Origin of the sequence: Methylobacterium sp. WL18, assembly GCF_008040015.1 — a bacterium.
GTDB classification, from domain to species: domain Bacteria; phylum Pseudomonadota; class Alphaproteobacteria; order Rhizobiales; family Beijerinckiaceae; genus Methylobacterium; species Methylobacterium mesophilicum.
In genome coordinates this window covers 1-2,793 of the sequence record NZ_VRVD01000616.1, presented here as the reverse complement: position 1 = coordinate 2,793, position 2,793 = coordinate 1, and the positions used below count along the sequence as shown (strand labels likewise).

2 protein-coding genes are annotated in these 2,793 nt (G+C 72.6%); both read right to left on the bottom strand.

Translation table 11 applies throughout. The features are described from left to right. Nucleotides 1-495, bottom strand: a 495-nt coding sequence (locus FV228_RS25885; RefSeq protein ID WP_147857159.1) for a uracil-DNA glycosylase family protein, incomplete at its 3' end; no start/stop codon positions are given. A 156-nt stretch (nt 496-651) separates the two neighbouring features. After that, complete coding sequence (locus tag FV228_RS25880; protein ID WP_246694031.1) at nt 652-2,790, bottom strand: xanthine dehydrogenase family protein molybdopterin-binding subunit; 2,139 nt, start codon at nt 2,788-2,790, stop codon at nt 652-654. Nucleotides 2,791-2,793 lie beyond the last annotated feature (3 nt).

The window sequence follows — 2,793 nt, the reverse complement described above, 5'->3', positions numbered from 1 at the left end:
GGGCTCGTCCAGGAGCGCGCGCCAGCGCCGCACGGTGCCGGTCAGGCCGCCCTCCATCCGGCCCAGGTGCCAAGCCTGCGCGTACTGGCCGATCACCAGGATGAGTTCGAGGTTCGGCAGGCCGGAAAACAGCTCGGCGCGCCAGCGCTCGGCGCATTCCCGGCGCGGCGGCCGGTCGCCGCCCTTGGGGTCGAGACCGGGGAAGCAGGAGCCCATCGGCACGATCGCCACCTGCGCAGGGTCGTAGAACCGCGCCTCGTCGAGGCCGAGCCAGCTGCGCAGCCGGACGCCCGACGGGTCGGTGAACGGCATCCCCGTGCGGTGGGCCCGGGTCCCGGGGGCCTGGCTCGCCACGCAGAGCCGGGCGCCGGTGCTGCCCTGCACGATCGGCCGCGGCTCCTGGGGGAGGGGCGGCCCGTAGAGCGGGCTGTCCCGGCACAGGCGGCAGGCGCGCAGGCGCGCGGCGGTGTCTTCGAACGGGGCGTGTGCGGGCATCGTTGCCAAGATGGCGAGCGGCCGCGCAGAAACCAAAAAAAACGGCGCGGTGTCGCGCCGCGCCGTCGTCAGTCGGGTCTCTTACTCAGGTCTCTTGCCTTGGGGGGAAGGCCCCTCCGTCCTACGCTGGGGCCGGGAGGCGCGCCGTGCGATTCGTCACGCGCCCGTCATGCCGGAGAGGTCGAGGGGCAGGGCGCGCAGGCGCTGCCCGGTGGCGGAGAACACCGCGTTGGCGATGGCCGGCGCCAGCACGGGGACGCCCGGCTCGCCGATGCCGGTGGGCGCGGCCTGGCTCGGCACGATATGCACCGCGACCTGCGGCATCTCGCTCATCCGGGTCGGCGCGTAGGCGTCGAAATTGTGCTCCTGCACCTGACCGTCCTTCAGGGTGATGCGGTTGCGCAGCACCGCCGACAGCGCGAAGCCGACCGCGCCCTCGACCTGGGCGCGGATCACGTCCGGGTTGACCGGGATTCCGACATCCACCGCGGCCACGATCCGGTTCACCCGGATCCCGGAATCCTGCGCGGTGACGTCGGCCACCATGGCGACGTAGGAACCGAAGGATTCGTGGACCGCCACCCCGAGGCCGCGGCCCTTCTCCTGCGGCTTGTCCGACCAGCCGGCCTTGTCGGCGGCGAGCTTCAGCACGGCGGAGAGCCGCGGCGCCTGCGTCAGCAGCGACAGCCGGTAGGCCACCGGATCGACATTCGCGGCGTGGGCCAATTCGTCGATCATCACCTCCATCACGTGGGCCGTGTGGGTGTGGCCGACCGAGCGCCACCACAGGACCGGCACGCCCTCGCGGCCGTTATGGACGCCGAACCGGTAGGCCGGGAGCGCGTAGGGCGTGTCGGAGGCGCCCTCGACGGTGGTCGAATCGATGCCGTTCTTGACGATCATCGCCTCGAAGGGCGAGCCGATCATGATCGACTTACCGACCATGACGTGGTCCCAGCCGACCACCGCGCCCTTGGCGTCGATGCCGGCCCGGACCTTGTGCAGCACGGTCGGGCGGTAATAGCCGCCGGCCATGTCGTCCTCGCGGGTCCAGACCAGATGGATGGGAGCCTTCTCGCCAGCGGCCTTGAGCACGGTGGCGGCTTCCGCGAGGTAGTCGGCGGTGGGCGTCGCCCGGCGCCCGAAGGAGCCCCCGGCCCAGTTGCTGTGGAGCCGGACCCGGTCGGGCGTCACCCCGAGGATCGCCGCCATGGTCGCCTGCTCCACGGTCTGGAACTGGAAGCCGGCATAGACGTCGTAGCCGCCGTCGGCCGCCCGCTCGATCGTGGCGTTGAGCGGCTCCATCGCCGCGTGGGCGAGGTACGGGAAGGTGAACTCGGCCTCGATCACCTGGGCGGCGCCCTTCAACGCGGCCTGCGGGTCGCCGCGCTCGGAGGCGGTGAGGCCGGGGCCTTTGGCCCGCTCCCGGTATTCGGCCAGGATCGCGTCGGACGAGCGGGTCTCGGCGGTGCTGTCGTCCCAGGTGACGGTGAGCGCCTCGCGGCCCTTCATGGCCGACCACGTGTCCCGGGCGATCACCGCCACGCCGGTGGGGACCTGAACCACGTCGAGCACGCCCGCGACCTTCCGGGCCGCGGCGGCGTCGAAGCTCTTCACGGTGGCGCCGAAGCGCGGGGCGCGGGCCACCACGGCGGTGACCTGGTTCGGGCGGCGGATGTCGAGGGAGTAGACCGCCGAGCCGTTGGTCTTGGCCACGGAATCGAGGCGCGGCACCGTCCGGCCGATCAGCGTCCACTCGCTCGGGTCCTTGAGCCGCGGCTCGGACGGGACCGGCAGGGAGGCGGCCGAGGCCGCGAGTTCGCCGAACCGGGCCTGCCGGCCCGAGGGCTCGTGGCGGACCACGCCCTCGGCCACCGTGATCTGCGCCACCGGGACCTTCCAGCGGAAGGCCGCCTCGGCCATCAGCATCTCCCGGGCGGCGGCCCCGGCCTTGCGCAGCTGGAACCAGGAATTGGCCACCGCGGTGGAGCCGCCGGTGCCCTGGATCGGGCCCATCAGGCTGTTGTTGTAGAGCGTGGCGTCCGCGGGCGCGAACTCGGTGCGGACCGTCTTCCAGTCGGCGCCGAGTTCGTCGGCCAGGATCGTGGCCAGCCCGGTGGTGTTGCCCTGGCCCATGTCGAGGTGCTTGATCACCACCGTGACGGTGTCGTCCGGGGCGATCCGCACGAAGGCGTTGGGCTGGGCCTTGACGCTCGCGAGGTCCGGGCCGGCGGCGGCCCGGGCGGGTTTGGCGTCCAGCCGGAAGGCGACCACGATGGCGCCGGCGCCGGCCAGGAG